Annotated in this window: 16 protein-coding genes; 5 read left to right on the top strand and 11 right to left on the bottom strand. The window is 71.7% G+C overall.

Going from position 1 to position 15,157, the window contains the following annotated elements; translation table 11 throughout:
• Nucleotides 1-43 precede the first annotated feature (43 nt).
• A complete protein-coding gene (locus ACZ56V_RS33340; RefSeq protein WP_467379822.1) occupies nt 44-553 on the bottom strand; it encodes a CGNR zinc finger domain-containing protein in 510 nt (169 codons plus the stop codon).
• 110 nt (nt 554-663) lie between these two features.
• On the opposite strand from ACZ56V_RS33340, the gene ACZ56V_RS33335 reads away from it, so the two are divergent.
• Both ACZ56V_RS33335 and ACZ56V_RS33330 read left to right on the top strand, forming a co-directional pair.
• Nucleotides 664-1,023, top strand: a complete 360-nt coding sequence (locus tag ACZ56V_RS33335) for a VOC family protein (RefSeq protein ID WP_356359075.1) — start codon at nt 664-666, stop codon at nt 1,021-1,023.
• A gap of 48 nt (nt 1,024-1,071) precedes the next feature.
• A complete protein-coding gene (locus ACZ56V_RS33330) occupies nt 1,072-1,464 on the top strand; it encodes a VOC family protein (protein ID WP_104632260.1) in 393 nt (130 codons plus the stop codon).
• A 12-nt stretch (nt 1,465-1,476) separates the two neighbouring features.
• On the opposite strand, the gene ACZ56V_RS33325 is transcribed toward ACZ56V_RS33330, so the two are convergent.
• The 4 genes from ACZ56V_RS33325 to ACZ56V_RS33310 form a co-directional block, all read right to left on the bottom strand.
• Entirely contained in the window at nt 1,477-2,607 is a 1,131-nt protein-coding gene (locus ACZ56V_RS33325; RefSeq protein ID WP_356359077.1) for a dipeptidase, read from the bottom strand.
• Between the two features lie 161 nt (nt 2,608-2,768).
• Nucleotides 2,769-3,968, bottom strand: coding sequence for a dipeptidase (locus tag ACZ56V_RS33320; RefSeq protein ID WP_468947366.1), 1,200 nt, complete (start codon nt 3,966-3,968; stop codon nt 2,769-2,771).
• Between the two features lie 23 nt (nt 3,969-3,991).
• Nucleotides 3,992-4,534 carry a 5-(carboxyamino)imidazole ribonucleotide mutase gene (gene purE / locus ACZ56V_RS33315; RefSeq protein WP_104632258.1) on the bottom strand — a complete coding sequence of 181 codons (543 nt, stop codon included), beginning with the start codon at nt 4,532-4,534 and terminating at the stop codon, nt 3,992-3,994.
• Nucleotides 4,531-5,670, bottom strand: a complete 1,140-nt coding sequence (locus ACZ56V_RS33310; RefSeq protein ID WP_398915743.1) for a 5-(carboxyamino)imidazole ribonucleotide synthase — start codon at nt 5,668-5,670, stop codon at nt 4,531-4,533. The genes purE and ACZ56V_RS33310 overlap by 4 nt, the downstream gene beginning before the upstream one ends.
• Before the next feature lie 165 nt (nt 5,671-5,835).
• Here ACZ56V_RS33310 and ACZ56V_RS33305 point away from each other — a divergent pair, with 165 nt between their 5' ends.
• Nucleotides 5,836-6,408, top strand: a complete 573-nt coding sequence (locus ACZ56V_RS33305) for a GtrA family protein (RefSeq protein WP_398915741.1) — start codon at nt 5,836-5,838, stop codon at nt 6,406-6,408.
• Between the two features lie 24 nt (nt 6,409-6,432).
• On the opposite strand, the gene draK is transcribed toward ACZ56V_RS33305, so the two are convergent.
• Both draK and ACZ56V_RS33295 read right to left on the bottom strand, forming a co-directional pair.
• Nucleotides 6,433-7,707 carry a two-component system sensor histidine kinase DraK gene (draK, locus tag ACZ56V_RS33300; protein WP_398915739.1) on the bottom strand — a complete coding sequence of 425 codons (1,275 nt, stop codon included), beginning with the start codon at nt 7,705-7,707 and terminating at the stop codon, nt 6,433-6,435.
• A gap of 34 nt (nt 7,708-7,741) precedes the next feature.
• Nucleotides 7,742-8,419 carry a response regulator transcription factor gene (locus tag ACZ56V_RS33295; protein WP_398915737.1) on the bottom strand — a complete coding sequence of 226 codons (678 nt, stop codon included), beginning with the start codon at nt 8,417-8,419 and terminating at the stop codon, nt 7,742-7,744.
• Nucleotides 8,420-8,970: 551 nt separating this feature from the next.
• Here ACZ56V_RS33295 and ACZ56V_RS33290 point away from each other — a divergent pair.
• The gene (locus ACZ56V_RS33290; protein WP_467379813.1) at nt 8,971-10,467 is read left to right on the top strand and encodes an MFS transporter; all 1,497 of its coding nucleotides are present in this window, start codon (nt 8,971-8,973) and stop codon (nt 10,465-10,467) included.
• 693 nt (nt 10,468-11,160) lie between these two features.
• On the opposite strand, the gene ACZ56V_RS33285 is transcribed toward ACZ56V_RS33290, so the two are convergent.
• Together ACZ56V_RS33285 and ACZ56V_RS33280 are read right to left on the bottom strand one after the other, a co-directional pair.
• Nucleotides 11,161-11,775 (bottom strand): ATP-binding protein, encoded by a 615-nt coding sequence (locus ACZ56V_RS33285; protein ID WP_467379811.1) that lies wholly within the window; start codon nt 11,773-11,775, stop codon nt 11,161-11,163.
• 195 nt (nt 11,776-11,970) lie between these two features.
• Nucleotides 11,971-12,348: an STAS domain-containing protein gene (locus ACZ56V_RS33280; RefSeq protein WP_398915732.1), complete on the bottom strand. Its 378-nt coding sequence runs from the start codon at nt 12,346-12,348 to the stop codon at nt 11,971-11,973.
• Nucleotides 12,349-12,587: 239 nt separating this feature from the next.
• Between ACZ56V_RS33280 and ACZ56V_RS33275 the strand changes: the two genes are divergently transcribed.
• Complete coding sequence (locus ACZ56V_RS33275) at nt 12,588-13,514, top strand: RNA polymerase sigma factor SigF (protein ID WP_398915730.1); 927 nt, start codon at nt 12,588-12,590, stop codon at nt 13,512-13,514.
• A gap of 81 nt (nt 13,515-13,595) precedes the next feature.
• Here the strand turns inward: ACZ56V_RS33275 and ACZ56V_RS33270 are convergent, their stop codons facing one another.
• Together ACZ56V_RS33270 and hutI are read right to left on the bottom strand one after the other, a co-directional pair.
• Nucleotides 13,596-13,928, bottom strand: a complete 333-nt coding sequence (locus ACZ56V_RS33270; protein WP_398915728.1) for a hypothetical protein — start codon at nt 13,926-13,928, stop codon at nt 13,596-13,598.
• A 37-nt stretch (nt 13,929-13,965) separates the two neighbouring features.
• Nucleotides 13,966-15,141 carry an imidazolonepropionase gene (gene hutI, locus ACZ56V_RS33265; RefSeq protein ID WP_467379808.1) on the bottom strand — a complete coding sequence of 392 codons (1,176 nt, stop codon included), beginning with the start codon at nt 15,139-15,141 and terminating at the stop codon, nt 13,966-13,968.
• Nucleotides 15,142-15,157 lie beyond the last annotated feature (16 nt).

Genomic DNA, 15,157 nt, shown 5'->3' with positions numbered 1-15,157 from the left:
CTGCCCCACGAAGCGGCGCGGCGACCGGTGAACCCCTTGTGGTTTACGCCTCCTTGGCCCGGTACCGGCGCATCTTGGCGCGCGCCCCGCACACCTGCATCGAGCACCAGCGGCCTCGTCCGCCCGGGCTGCGGTCGTAGTACGCCCAGTGGCAGTCGGCGGCCTCGCACGCCTTGAAGCGACTCCAGGTGCCCGCTACCAGCGCCTGGGCGACGGCGGCGGCGACGCGCGCGGTGAGGGAGCCGTCACGGGCGGGGACGAGGGCGGCGGAGCCGTCGGCCGGGTCGACGGCGACGACCAGCGGAGCGGCGGCCAGCAGCTCGCCCAGCGGGGTCACCGGGCGGTGCGGCGGATGGCCGGCGTGGGCGAGCAGGGTGGCGCGCAGCGACTCGCGCAGCTCACGGGCCGCGGGCAGGTCGTCCTCCGTCAGTCCGAAACGCGCCCGGTTCTCCGGGGTGTCCAGCGAGTCGGCGCCCGTCTTGATGTCCAGCAGCGTGTTCACCAGGGCCTCGACCAGTTCCAGGCCGCCCGGTGCGGGCGATCGCTCACTCATGCTTGCGACGTTACCCCCAATAGGGCAGCATGCAGTAACCGTTACCGGTTACCCGGACAGTACTGGTAACCACCGGTGAGCCGAAGACCGCGTGCTTCAAGGAGGAAGTCATGGCTGTCGCCGAACTGGGTGTCGTCGTCCTGGACTGTCCCGAGCCCCGTGCACTGGCCCGCTTCTACGCCGACGTGCTCGGCGGCACCGTCGAGGGCGAGGGCGACTGGGTCGACCTGAAGCTGCCGGGCGGACAGGCGCTGGCGTTCCAGGCCGCCCCCGGGTTCGTGCCGCCGAAGTGGCCCGCGCCCGACGACTCGCAGCAGTTCCATCTCGACCTGACCGTCCCGGACCTGGACGCGGCCGAGAAGGCGGTGCTGGAGCTGGGGGCGAGGCCGCTGGACGCGGAGGACCGCACCCGTACCTTCCGGGTTTACGCCGACCCGGCCGGGCACCCGTTCTGCCTCTGCGCCTGCTGAGCGCCGATCCGCCGATTCGCCGATCCACCGGTCCCGGGAGGTACCCGCATGGCACCCGCGGCACGTTTCCGTTCCGTCGTCGTCGACTGTCCCGAGCCCCGTGAGCTGGCCCGCTTCTACGCGGCGGTCGGGGGCGGCACGCCCGACGAGGAGGACCCGGACTGGGTGGTCCTCCAGGTGCCGGGCGGACCTCGTCTAGCCTTCCAGCGGGCTCCGGGCCTCACCCCGCCCGAGTGGCCGCGCTCGGACCGCAACGCCCAGCAGTTCCATCTCGACTTCGAGGGCGGGGCGACCTGGGCGGAGATGGACGCCGCGCACGAGCGGGTGCTCGCGCTGGGCGCCCGGCCGCTGGACCTGGAGGACCGGGAGAAGAAGGACTTCATGGTGTACGCCGATCCGGCGGGGCACCCGTTCTGCCTGTGCCGGATCGAGCACACGTGACGCCCGCGCGGTCTATCCGTCCAGGTCGGCGATGGTCGCCGTGGACGGCTCGCGGCGCAGTTGGGCCGCCTTCGCGGTGAAGGCCGCGGCGCGCAGGACGCGCTGGACGTTGCCCCAGGTCAGCAGGGCCACGTCCGCCTCGTCCCAGCCGCGCCTGAGCAGTTCGGCGATGAGCCGGGGATAGCAGGAGGCGTCGCCCAGCTCCAGGGGGTGGGCGGTGCCGGTGTCGAAGGTGCCGGACAGGCCGACGCTCTGCGGCCCGGCCACCGTCCGCACGTGGTCGAGGTGGTCGGCGACGTCCCGGACGGTCGGGCCGGTCTGCTCGGCGGTCAGCGGCACCATGCACAGGCCGCCGGCCGCGCCCAGCTCCACCAGCAGGTCGTCGGGGAGGTTGGCGGGGTGCGGACGCAGGGCACGGGCGGCGGAGCGGGTGCACAGCGCGGGCGCCTTGGACACGGCGAAGGTACGGCGGACGGTCTCCGCGGAGGCGCCGGAGAGGTCGGCGACGACACCGAGGCGGTTCATCTCCCGGACGACCTCCTCGCCGAACCGGGTCAGCCCCGCCTCGCTCGCCCAGCTCACCCCGGACAGCGTCAGGGCGCGCAGGCCGAGGGCGTGCAGTGAGCGCAGGATGCCGAGGCAGTCGCCGAGGGCGGCGGCGCCCGCGGGACCGGGCAGCACGGCGACCCGGCCGCAGTTGCGGGCGTCGATGGCCTGCCCCGCGTCGTAGGCCAGGCGCAGTCCTTCCGGGTGGGCCCGCACGACCGTCTTGACCAGGTCGAGCTGCTCCAGCGTGGCGCCGACCGCGCGGTCACCGTCGAGGGACTCGGGCAGGTGCAGCGACCACAGCAGCGCGCCCACGCGGCCCGCGCGCAGCCGCGGCACGTCGGTGTCGACGGCGCTCTCGCCCAGCTCCAGGTCGTACCAGGGCAGGTGCCTGAGCGCCCAGGGCAGGCCGTTGCAGCCGTCGGCCACGGGGTGGGCGGTCAGCACGGCCAGCGCCCGGGTCAGCGGCTCGTCGTCGGGGTCGGACACGGGCGCGTAGGGCTCCGGCGGAAAGGCCTCCGCGGCGAGCGGCAAGGGCAGGTCGTCGAGCCCACCGGCCTCGGTACCGGTGTGCAGGTCGTCCTGGAGGTCTGCCATGACGGGCTCCGAACGGTCGTCGTGAGGTACGGCCACCGTCGCACGGAGCGGAAAGGGCTTCCTGGTGGATGGAGCGTTCGGGGGTACGCGGCTCAGCCCCCGGACGTACCTGGGCGGGGCGCCGGACACACCGGCCGCCCCGCCCTGCCAGAGGTGACGGCTCAGCCGTCGAGCTCCTCCAGCGACGCGTTGGACGGCTCCCGCGCGGCCTGAAGTCCCCGGGCCACCTCTTCGGCGGCGTCAAGGACGCGGACCGCGTTCTTCCAGGTCAGCTTGGCCAGGTCGGCCTGGGACCAGCCGCGGTCGAGCAGCTCGGCGATCAGGTTCGGGTAGCCGGAGACGTCACCGAGGCCGTCCGGGGTGAAGGGCGTCCCGTCGTAGTCGCCGCCGATGCCGAGGTGGTCGACGCCCGCGACCTCGCGCATGTGGTCGAGGTGGTCGGCGACGGTGGACACGGTGGCGACGGGACGCGGGACGCGCTCCTCGAAGGCGGTGTGCACCTTCATCGCCTCGGGGCTCGAGTCGAGGTGGTGGAAGCCGTGCGCGCGCATGTTCTCGTCGGCCTCGGCGGTCCAGTCCACGGCCGCCTGGAGCACGAACTTCGGCACGAACGTCACCATCGCCATGCCGCCGTTGGCGGGCAGCCGCTCCAGGACGTCGTCGGGGATGTTGCGCGGGTGGTCGCAGACGGCGCGGGAGGAGGAGTGCGAGAAGATCACCGGCGCGGTGGAGGTGTCCAGCGCGTCCCGCATCGTCGTCGCGGCGACGTGCGAGAGGTCGACCAGCATGCCCTCGCGGTTCATCTCCCGCACGACCTCGCGGCCGAAGGCGGACAGACCGCCGACGCCGGGCTCGTCGGTCGCCGAGTCCGCCCACGCCACGTTGTCGTTGTGGGTGAGCGTCATGTAGCGCACGCCGAGCGCGTACAGGGCGCGCAGCGTGGCCAGCGAGTTGTCGATGGAGTGGCCGCCCTCGGCGCCCATCAGGGACGCGATCCGGCCCTCGGCCCGCGCGGCCTCCATGTCGGCGGCGGTCAGCGCGGCCCGCAGCTCCCCGGGGTGGCGGTCGATCAGCCGCCGTACGCAGTCGATCTGCTCCAGCGTCGCCGTCACCGCGCCCGGCAGGTCGGAGCGGACGTACACCGACCAGTACTGCGCGCCGACGCCGCCGGACCGCAGCCGGGCCAGGTCGGTGTGCAGGTGGGCGGACTGGTCGGCGGCGATGTCGCGGGCGTCGAGGTCGTAGCGGACCTGTTCGCGCAGCGCCCAGGGCAGGTCGTTGTGCCCGTCGACGACCGGGAACTCGCGCAGCAGCTCGCGGGCCCGGTCGAGGGAGGCCGTGGAGGTCGTGGAGGTCGTCATGTGCGTCCCTTCCGTCCCTTCCGTCACTTGCCGAATCCGAAGCCGGCCGCGGAGCCCCCGACCTTGTTGCGCAGCCGCTTGCCCTTCTCGGTGGCCTGGTCGTTGAGCTCCTGCTGGAACTCGCGCATCCGGCCGAGCAGCTCCTCGTCGTGGGCGGCGAGGATGCGGGCGGCCAGCAGACCGGCGTTGCGGGCACCGCCCACGGAGACGGTGGCGACGGGGACACCGGCCGGCATCTGCACGATGGACAGCAGGCTGTCCATGCCGTCCAGGTACTTCAGCGGCACCGGCACGCCGATGACCGGCAGCGGGGTGACGGAGGCGAGCATGCCGGGCAGGTGGGCGGCGCCCCCGGCCCCGGCGATGATCGCCTTCAGCCCGCGTCCGGCGGCCTGCTCGCCGTACGCGATCATCTCGTGCGGCATGCGGTGCGCGGAGACGACGTCGACCTCGTGAGGGATCTCGAACTCGTCGAGGGCCTTGGCGGCGGCCTCCATGACGGGCCAGTCGGAGTCCGACCCCATGACGATGCCTACGACCGGGCTCACCGGGCTGGCCTGGCTCATTCGGTGATCGTCCCTCTCAGGTAGCCGGCAGCGTGACGGGCGCGCTCCAGCACGTCGTCCAGGTCGTCGCCGTAGGTGTTGACGTGGCCGACCTTGCGGCCGGGCTTCACGTCCTTGCCGTACATGTGGATCTTGAGCTGCGGGTCGCGGGCCATGCAGTGCAGGTACGCGGAGTACATGTCCGGGTAGTCGCCGCCCAGGACGTTGACCATCACGGTCCACTTCGCGCGCGGGCGCGGGTCGCCGAGGGGGAGGTCGAGGACCGCGCGGACGTGGTTGGCGAACTGCGAGGTGATCGCGCCGTCCATCGTCCAGTGGCCGGAGTTGTGCGGGCGCATCGCCAGTTCGTTGACGAGGACGCGGCCGTCGCGGGTCTGGAACAGCTCGACGGCGAGGTGGCCGACGACGCCCAGCTCCTTGGCGATGCCGAGCGCCATCTCCTCGGCGCGCAGGGCCAGCGCCTCGTCGAGGTCGGGCGCCGGGGCGATCACCGTGTCGCAGACGCCGTTGACCTGCTGGGACTCGACGACGGGATAGGCCACCGCCTGGCCGTGCGGGGAGCGGACCACGTTGGCGGCCAGCTCGCGGACGAAGTCGACCTTCTCCTCCGCCAGCACGGGCACCCCCGCGCGGAAGGGCTCGGCCGCCTCCTCGACGGAGTCCACGACCCACACGCCCTTGCCGTCGTACCCGCCGCGCACCGTCTTCAGGACGACGGGGAAACCGTCGCCCTCGTCCGCGAAGGCGGCCACGTCGGCCGGATCGCGCACGATCCGGTGCCGCGGGCAGGGCACACCGATCGCGACGAGCTTCGCGCGCATCACGCCCTTGTCCTGGGCGTGCACGAGCGCCTCGGGACCGGGACGGACGGGGATGCCGTCCGCCTCCAGGGCCTTGAGGTGCTCGGTCGGCACGTGTTCGTGATCGAAGGTGATCACGTCACAGCCGCGCGCGAACTCGCGCAACGTGTCCAGATCGCGATAGTCGCCGACGACGACTTCGTTCACGACCTGCGCCGCAGAGTCCTGAGGAGTGTCACTGAGAAGCTTGAACCTGATGCCCAACGGGATGCCCGCCTCGTGTGTCATACGAGCGAGCTGGCCACCGCCGACCATGCCGACTACAGGGAACGTCACACCCCTAGCGTATCGGCCGCGTGGAGCCCACCTGTTTACCGGCCGTTTCCAGCCGGTCCAGACGCCCGTTCCGGCTCCCGTGGGACAGTCCGCAGGAAGATCGCGCGTCCGGGTGGTTAGCATGAACGGATTGACGCCAACCGATGGACGGGGGCCTGCACGGCCATGGGACATGGTTCCTCGGGTGCTCACACGGCTCCCTCCGCGCCCGCGGCGCAGCGCGCCGGGATGCGGGAGCGGGTCGACCGGTTCGTGCGTGAGGTCGTGAAGTTCGGCGCCGTGGGCGGCGCGGGGGTGCTGGTCAACCTCCTGGTCTTCAACTTCGTGCGGCAGGTCACCGACCTCCAGGTGGTGCGGGCCAGCATCATCGCCACGATCGCCGCGATCGTCTTCAACTACGTGGGCTTCCGCTACTTCACCTACCGCGACCGCGACAAGAGCGGCCAGACCCGCGAGATGTCGCTGTTCCTGCTGTTCAGCGCGGTCGGGCTGGTCATCGAGAACGGCGTGCTCTACACCGCGACGTACGGGTTCGGCTGGGACAGCCCGCTGCAGAGCAACATCTTCAAGTTCCTCGGCATCGGCATCGGCACGCTGTTCCGCTTCTGGTCGTACCGCAGCTGGGTCTTCCGCGCGCTGCCCGCCCGTGAGCCGGTGACGCGGGCGGAGACCTTCCTGGAGCACGAGCACCCCACCGCGGTCCCCCGCGCGGACGGCGCCCCCGCCGGCCACCGCTGACCCGCCCGCCTCTGTCCGGGGGCCTCAGCGCACCGTCTCCCCGCCGTCCGCCGAGGACTTCTTCGAGGGCGGCGTACGGGACAGGAACAGCCCGAAGACCGGTGGGCGCCCCTGGAGCAGCTCCAGGCGGCCGCCGTCCGCCTCGGCCAGGTCGCGGGCGACGGCGAGGCCGATTCCGGTGGAGTTGCGCCCGCTGATCGCGCGCTCGAAGATCCGCGCCCCCAGGTCGCCCGGGACGCCGGGGCCCTCGTCGGTGACCTCGACCACGGCCTGGTTGCCGGTCACCCGGGTCCGCAGGGCCACCGTGCCGCCGCCGTGCATCAGGGAGTTCTCGATCAGCGCGGCCAGCACCTGCGCCACGGCGCCCGGGGTGCCCACGGCCGTCAGATGGCGCTTGCCGGAGCTGACGATGGCCCGGCCCTCGCCGCGGTAGGCCGGTCGCCACTCGGCGATCTGCTGCTGGATGACGTCGTCCAGCTCGAAGGTGACGGCGGAGCCGCTGCGCGGGTCGCGGGAGTTGGTGAGCAGCCGGTCCACGACGTCGGTCAGCCGCTCCACCTGCGACAGCGCGATCGTCGCCTCCTCCTTCACCGTCTCCGGCTCGTCGGTGAGGGTGATCTCCTCCAGCCGCATCGACAGCGCGGTCAGCGGCGTACGCAGCTGGTGGGAGGCGTCGGCGGCCAGCCGGCGCTCGGCGGTGAGCATCCGGGCGATGCGCTCCGCGGAGGAGTCCAGCACGTCCGCGACCCGGTCCAGCTCGGGGACGCCGTACCGCTTGTGCCGCGGGCGCGGATCGCCGGAGCCGAGGCGTTCGGCGGTCTCGGCGAGGTCGGTGAGCGGGGAGGCGAGGCGGTTGGCCTGCCGGATCGCCAGCAGTACGGCGGCGATCACCGCGAGCAGCGCCACCAGGCCGATGATCAGCAGGGTGCGCCCGACCTCCCGGGTGACCGAGGAGCTGGGCTCCTCGACGAGGACCGTCTCGCCCTCCTCACCGGTGGCCCTGCCCCGGAGGACGTCTCCGGACGGCTTGTCGCCGACCTCGATGACCGGCTCGCCGGGGATGCGGATCACGGCGTACCGGGCGTCGCGGATCTGCTCGCGCAGGAAGTCCTCGTCGACGGATCCGGTGCCGATGAGCCGGCTGTCGACGATGCTGGCCAGCCGCACCGCCTCCAGGTCGACCCGTTCCTGGGCGGTGCTGCTGATGGTCCGGGTCTCGACGATGACGAGGGAGACGCCGAAGACGGCGATCACGACGAGTACCACGGCGAGCGTGGACTGGATCAGTCGACGGCGCATGTCCTCTTACCCGGAAGGCCCCCGCGGGGCTCGCTCAGTTCTTCTCGAAACGGAAGCCCACGCCGCGCACGGTGGCGATGTAGCGGGGGTTGGCCGCGTCGTCCCCCAGCTTCTTGCGCAGCCAGGAGATGTGCATGTCGAGGGTCTTGGTCGACGACCACCAGGTGGTGTCCCAGACCTCGCGCATCAGCTGGTCGCGGGTGACGACCCGGCCGGCGTCGCGCACCAGGACCCGCAGCAGGTCGAACTCCTTCGCGGTGAGCTGGAGCTCCTCCTCGCCCATCCAGGCACGGTGCGACTCGACGTCGATGCGCACGCCGTGGGTGGCGGGCGGCTGCGGGGCCTCCACGGCGCCGCGCCGCAGCAGGGCCCGGACCCGGGCGAGCAGCTCGGCCAGGCGGAAGGGCTTGGTGACGTAGTCGTCGGCGCCCGCGTCCAGGCCGACGACGGTGTCCACCTCGTCGGCACGCGCGGTCAGGATCAGGATCGGCACGGCATGGCCCTCGGACCGCAGCCGGCGGGCGACCTCCAGACCGTCCATGCCCGGCAGGCCCAGGTCCAGCACGACCAGGTCGATGCCGCCCTGCAGCCCGGCGTCGAGTGCGGTGGGTCCGTCCTCACGCACCTCGACCTCGTACCCTTCCCTGCGCAGTGCGCGGGCCAGCGGCTCCGAGATGGACGCGTCGTCCTCGGCGAGCAGTACACGGGTCATGGCCTGATGGTAGACCGCTCGGAGCAACGCCCGGGGCAAGATCGCTGCCACGGCCGGCGTACAAGGGACAAGCCGGACACCCGCCGGACACCCCCCGGACGGACGCCGCACGACCCGCCCCGTCGACCCCGGGTCCGGACCTGGGGCTGTGGGGTGCCATCCTGTGATGGACCTTCGAAAGATCGTTCGCGGTTCCACTATTACCTGTGATCCGTGTCTCAAGTCCTTCCATACCGGGCGGTGTCCTGCCGTATGGTGAATCAGCGCCTGTAGCACCCCGCGGACCTTTGGCGACAGTTCGACGCTGAAGGTCACTTTTGTGTGCGGGCCGGCCCCCACGGCCGGCCTTGAAAGGAATGACCTGTGGCCGGGCCTCACCGCGTGCAGTGACGCGCGCCGAGGCGTGGATCCCGGTGGCCGCCGCCCACCGCTTCGCAATCCGGAGCGGAATCCCCCAGGCGTGGGAAGGGCGGGGAAGGCCGCCGGTGCCGGCCGCCCCCCACCGGGCGCGCATCGCCTCATGAGCGCGTCCCGACCAGCAAGGATCGACCATGGCGTCCAGCCTGACGAAGGACTCGGTCACCCCGGGCACCCCCGGCTCCGAGAAGACCTTCTTCGGCCACCCCCGCGGACTGGCCACACTCTTCATGACCGAGATGTGGGAGAGGTTCTCCTACTACGGCATGAGGGCTCTGCTCCCGCTGTACCTCGTCGCCCCGGGTGGCCTCGGCCTCGGCGCCGGCACCGCGACCGCGATCTACTCGGTGTACCTCTCGCTGGTGTACCTGCTCACGATGCCGGGCGGCTGGTTCGGCGACCGGGTCTGGGGCCCCCGCAAGACCGTCGCCATCGCCGGCGGTGTGATCATGCTCGGCCACCTCACGCTGGCGCTGCCGTCCTCCGGCACGTTCTACGCGGGCCTGGGTCTGGTCGCCATCGGCTCGGGTCTGCTGAAGGCCAACATCTCCACGATGGTCGGCCAGCTCTACGACGGCCCCGACGACCCGCGCCGCGACGGTGGGTTCACCGTCTTCTACATGGGCATCAACCTCGGTGCCTTCGCGGCACCGCTGACCATCGGCACCATCGGCGAGAACGTCAACTGGCACCTGGGCTTCGCGCTCGCCGCGGTCGGCATGGGCCTGGGCGTGCTCCAGTTCCTGATCGGCAGCCGCCACCTGGCCCCGCACTCCAGCGTGGTCCCGAAGCCGCTGTCCGTGGAGGAGAAGACCTCGACGCTGCGCAAGGCCGCCTTCTGGGCCGCGCTGGCCGTCGTCTTCTACGCGATCGTCGGCTTCTCCGGCCACTACACCCTGAACTGGATCCTGGTCCCGCTGACCCTGCTCGGCGTGATCATCCCGGTGCTGGTGCTGACCAACATCAAGCGCGACAAGTCCCTGGACCGCGCCGAGCAGTCCAAGATGTCGGCGTACATCTGGTTCTTCGTCGCCGCCGCCGTGTTCTGGATGATCTACGACCAGGGCGGCTCGACCCTGTCGCTGTTCGCCGACTCCTCGGCCGACAACAGCGTCTTCGGCTGGGACTTCCCGGTCTCCTGGTACCAGTCGGTCAACCCGGTCATCATCATGGCCCTGGCCCCGGTCTTCGCCACGCTGTGGCTGGCGCTCGCCCGCCGCGGCAAGGAGCCGAGCACCGTCGTCAAGTTCTGCGGCGGCCTGGTCCTGGTCGGCGCGTCCTTCTTCCTTTTCCTGGCCCCGCTGGGCATCGCGGAGGGCGGCCACAAGGCGGCGGCGATGTGGCTGGTGGCGATCTACTTCGTCCAGACCTGCGGTGAGCTGATGCTCTCCCCGGTCGGCCTGTCGGTGACGACGAAGATGGCGCCGGTGAAGTACGCCTCGCAGATGATGGGCGTCTGGTTCCTGGCCGTCACCGCCGGTGACGCCACGACCGGTCTGCTCTCCATCGCCGGCGTCGACCTCAACAAGACGGGCATCGTCGCCGCCGAGGCGACCCTCGCGGTGGTCGCGGGCATCGCGATCTGGATGTACCGCAAGCGCGTCAAGGAACTCATGGGCGACGTGCGCTGAGCCCTGCGGGCGGCCGCCTTTCGCGGAGGGGCACCTCATCCGGTGGATGAGGTGCCCCTCCCGGCTTTTCAGCGGGTCACGGCACCCCACGAGACCGGGCCATGGGGGCACGAACGAGCAACGCAGGGACGGCCCCTCGGAGGCCGCAGGCGCCAGGACGAAGCCCGGGCGGGCAGCGGGCGGCCGGGGAGGGCCAGGCGAAGCCCGAGGAGAAGGCCGGGGCAGCCCCGGGCGAGGGGGCCGGGGAACACGGTCCCCACCAGGGATCCCAGGGCAGGCAGCAGGCAGTCCAAGGGTCAGGGCGGAGCCCAACGAGGGCCGGGCACAGCCCGGCGAGGGTGCAGGGGGACACGGTCCCCACGGGATCTGGGGCGGGCCCCAGGGACGTCGGGACACGCTCCCCACTGGGGCCCAGGGCGAAGCCCCGGCCGGGGGCCGGGACGAGGTCCCCAGAGGGCTGGCTGCTCGGCCTGCCGAGACGGTCGGCGTAGGGGTGCAGGGACGAAGTCCCCGCCGGGGTCTGGGGCGGAGCCCCAGGAGGCCGACTGCTCGGCCTACCGAGACGGTCGACCAAGGGGTGCAGGGACAAAGTCCCCGCCGGGGTCTGGGGCGGAGCCCCAGGAGGCCGGCTGCTTGGCCTGCCGAGAAGGGTCGGCGGGTGGGCGAACCGGCGCGAGCGCGGCAGGCTCGCGCCTACGCCGGGGCGCCCAGCTCCGCCCACACCCGCTTGCCCGCGACCCCCGGCGTCCGCACGACGCCCCAGTCCAGGCACAGCCGCTGCACGATGAACATCCCGTGGCCGCCCGGGCGCCCGGCACGGTGCGGAGTCCGCGGCGACGGCTGCCCCGTACCCCGGTCGGAGACCTCCAGCCGGATCACCTTCTTCTCGCAGGTGATCCGCAGTTCGTCCGGCCCCTCGGCGTGCAGGCAGGCGTTGGTGACCAGCTCGGACACCACGAGCAGTACGTCCTCGGCGGCGGCCCGCTGGTCCGCGGTGGCGGAGGGCAGCCAGCCCCAGGCGTACAGCGCCTCGCGGGTGAAATCACGGGCCAGCGGGACGACCCCGGTCGCGTCCTCGAAGGTCAGTCTGCGGGCCTGCCGTCCGCCGCCCTCCCCGGACGCGGGCGGGGACGCGGACGCCGCTCCCGAGGCAGCCGCGGGCGCGGGAGCGGAGGCCCCCAGCATCGCAGCCTGCCCGGCGGGCACTCCCCCGTCGGACCCCCCGGTCGCGCCCCCCTCGGACGCCCCGGAAGCGCCGCTGGGCTCCGGACCGCGGTCGCCCGGCGAGTAGGGCCGGGTGGTGCTCATCAGCGCTTCACCTCACCGATTCACCAGTTCATGTTTCAAAGTCGTAGACAGCAAAGTCGTACACAGCCGGTTCAGGGTCTCTCCTGCCCGACGGGGCCGTACGAACACCCCTGTATTGCGCACGAAACCCGGTGCGCTCGAAAACACCCGCCCCGGGATGCGCACGCGCCCCTCCGTCGGCCGGACAAGGACGGCTCAGTCGGACGCGTCGGCCAGAGCGGCCTCAAGCGTGTCGTGAAGGGTGAAGACCGCTTCGGCCCCCGTGATCTCGAACACGCGGGCCACCACCGGCTGCATGGCCACCAGATGCACTCCGCCTCCCGCGGCCTCCGTCTTCAGCCGGGCACCGAGCAGGACGTTGAGCCCCGTGGAATCGCAGAACTCCAGCCGTGAGCAGTCCACGACGAGCCGGTTGAATCCCTTGGCGAGACACTCCTCCAGCGGCTCGCGCAACAGATCGGCGGTGTGGTGATCCAGCTCACCCGCCGGTGTCACGACGGCACTGGGGCCCTCTTCCCGTACCTCGACCAGAAGCCGGCCCGACTGGGCACTGCCGACCGTCCCGCGGTCCATGCCGTTTCTCTCTCCCGAGGTCGTGACTGCTGCTGACGCCCTCGAACACTACGCCAACCCACCGCACTCCGACACCCGAACAACCGCACACAAACGGACATACCTGCACATAACACACTTGCGGTCGGCTCGGTAAACCCGGTAGGGCTAGTAGGACACGTAAACCGACACGGCCGGCTTTGGAGGCGCCGCACACCGCAGTGCACGTATTTGGCTTCGGCAGCCGCATGCCGAGAACGATGGAGGACATCATGTCACCCCGGCTCGACGGATCGCGTACCCACCAAGCGACGTCGACACTCCCTCCGGAACATCTGGATCCCATCGAGCACCACGACGCCGCCGTCGACCACGACGGCGTACTCGCCGGGCTTCCGGACATCCCCGCGTACGACGAGGTCGCTCCGGCGGACGCCAGGGCCCTGTCCAAGACCCTTTTCGAGCGGCTGGAGTCGCTGGAGGAAGGCACCCACGAGCACGCGTACGTACGCAACACGCTCGTCGAGCTGAACCTCGCGCTGGTCAAGTTCGCCGCCTCCCGCTTCCGCTCGCGCAGCGAGCCGATGGAGGACATCATCCAGGTCGGCACCATCGGCCTGATCAAGGCGATCGACCGCTTCGAGCTGTCGCGCGGTGTGGAGTTCCCCACGTTCGCGATGCCGACCATCATCGGCGAGATCAAGCGCTTCTTCCGCGACACCTCGTGGTCCGTGCGCGTCCCGCGACGCCTCCAGGAGCTGCGGCTCGACCTGGCGAAGGCCGGCGACGAGCTGGCCCAGCGCCTTGACCGCGCCCCCACGGTGACCGAGCTGGCCGAGCACCTCGGCCTGTCCAAGGACGAGGTCGTCGAGGGCATGGCGGCGTCCAACGCCTACACCGCCTCCTCGCTGGACGCCCAGCCCGAGGAGGACGACGCGGAGGGCGCGCTCGCCGACCGCATCGGCTACGAGGACCACGGGCTCGAGGGCATCGAGTACGTCGAGTCGCTGAAGCCGCTGATCGCCGAACTTCCCTCGCGGGACCGGAAGATCCTCTCGCTCCGTTTCGTCGCCGGCATGACCCAGTCGGAGATCGGCGAGGAGCTGGGCATCTCCCAGATGCACGTCTCGCGGCTGCTGTCGCGGACCCTCGTACGGCTGCGCAAGGGGCTCACGGTCGAGGAGTAGTCCCCGGCACCACCGTGTGACGCTTGCCCTCCAGGGGGCGGTCCGAGGCAGGGCCGCCCCCTTCGGGCTGCCGTGGCCCCTTCACACCGAGTGGGCGATCAGGGCGGCCGTCGGCAGGAACGGCACCAGGACGCACAGCAGCCAGAACGAGCGCGGGGCGAGGGCGGTCCTGCGCCGCAGGGGCTGGTTGGCCAGCCACCAGATGATCCCGAACAGCGCGACCACCGGGACGATGACCACCAGCATGGGCAGCAGGCCGTCGTTCTCCGTCGGGTTGCGCATGGGCCCGCCGAACTCGGCCAGCGGCCCGTTCGCCAGCAGGTACCAGACGAGCCAGATCGGCACCACGGCCGGAACGCCGAGCAGCAGGTTCACCAGGAACGGCGCCCCCCACGCCCGCCAGTGCCTCGCCATCCGCCCCGTCCCCCGGTCCCGTCGACGCTCGATGTGCTCACACCTTACGTACGCCCCGCCGCCACACTCCCGCGACCAGCGGCACCCCCGGCCGGTAGGCCAGGTGCACGTGGCTCGGGGCTTCCAGCAGCGTCAGGTCGGCGTACGCGCCCGGGGTGAGGCGGCCGACGTCGTCGCGGCGCAGGGCCGCGGCACCGCCGGCGGTGGCCGACCAGACCGCCTCGTCCGGCGTCATCCCCATGTCCCGTACGGCGAGCGCGATGCAGAAGGGCACGGAGGACGTGAAGGACGAGCCGGGGTTGCAGTCGGTGGAGAGCGCGACCGTGGCACCGGCGTCGATGAGGCGCCGGGCGTCGGGCCACTGGGCGCGGGTGGAGAACTCGGCGCCGGGCAGCAGGGTCGCGACCGTACGGCTGCCCGCGAGGGCGTCCACGTCGGCGTCGGTGAGGTGGGTGCAGTGGTCGGCGCTGGCGGCGTCGAGCTCGACGGCGAGCCGGACGCCGGGGCCGTAGGAGAGCTGGTTGGCGTGGATGCGGGGGTGCAGTCCCTTCGCCCTGCCCGCGGTGAGGATCGCGCGGGCCTGGTCGCCGTCGAAGGCGCCCTTCTCGCAGAACACGTCGATCCAGCGGGCGTGCGGGGCGCAGGCGTCGAGCATCTCGCCGGTGACCAGGTCGACGTAGGCGGCGGGGTCGTCGGCGAGTTCGGGGGCGACGACGTGGGCGCCGAGGAAGGTGACCTCGTCGGTGTGGCGGGCGGCGACGCGCAGGGCGCGGGACTCGTCGGCGGTGGTCAGGCCGTAGCCGGACTTGGTCTCGAAGGTGGTGGTGCCCTGGCGCAGCGCCTCCGCGAGGTAGCGGGTGAGCCCGGCCTCCAGTTCCGCGTCGCTCGCGGCGCGGGTGGCGGCGACGGTGGTGCGGATGCCGCCCGCGCTGTAGGGACGGCCGGACATGCGGGCGTTGAACTCCTCGGTGCGGTCGCCCGCGAAGAGGAGGTGGGAGTGGGAGTCCACGAAGCCGGGCAGGACCGCCCGGCCACCGGCGTCGACCCGATTGTCAGTGGCGGGTGCTTTGCTTGATTCACCGGTCCACACGACGCGGTCGCCCTCGATGACGAGGGCCGCGTCCCGGACCAGACCGAGCGGGGAGTGGTCGCCGAGGGAGGGGTCGTTGGTGACGAGTGCGGCGATGTTGGTGATGACGGTGCTGCTGCTCATGGTGTCCGTGACGTCC

The sequence above is a fragment of the Streptomyces sp. NPDC034099 genome, from assembly GCF_055575415.1.
Note: the sequence above shows the minus strand (reverse complement) of the source record. Positions and strands in the feature narration are given on the sequence as shown.